Raw genomic sequence first — 247 nt, forward strand, 5'->3', positions numbered from 1 at the left:
CCTTACACCACAAATTCGCTATTTAATATATCGGGCATGAGCTTTGGTGCGCTATCAAGCCCTGCTGTGCGTGCACTATCCAAAGGGGCAAAATTAGCAGGATGTTGGATGAACACGGGAGAAGGCGGCCTTAGCCCATATCACTTAGAAGGAGGTGCCGATATTGTATTTCAAATTGGCACCGCAAAATACGGTGTACGCGACGAGCAGGGAAATTTAAGTACAGAAAAGCTAAAAGCCGTTGCTG

General features: G+C 47.0%; 1 protein-coding gene. It reads left to right on the forward strand.

Annotation, left to right across the window (positions count from 1 at the left end):
- Nucleotides 1–27: 27 nt before the first annotated feature.
- On the forward strand, nt 28–247 hold a 220-nt coding region (locus tag SB765_RS32550), incomplete at its 3' end, for a glutamate synthase-related protein (protein WP_410932881.1).

The sequence above is a fragment of the Pseudomonas sp. SIMBA_067 genome (genome assembly GCF_046534675.1).
In the GTDB taxonomy this organism is placed as follows: Bacteria; Pseudomonadota; Gammaproteobacteria; order Pseudomonadales; family Pseudomonadaceae; genus Aquipseudomonas; species Aquipseudomonas putida.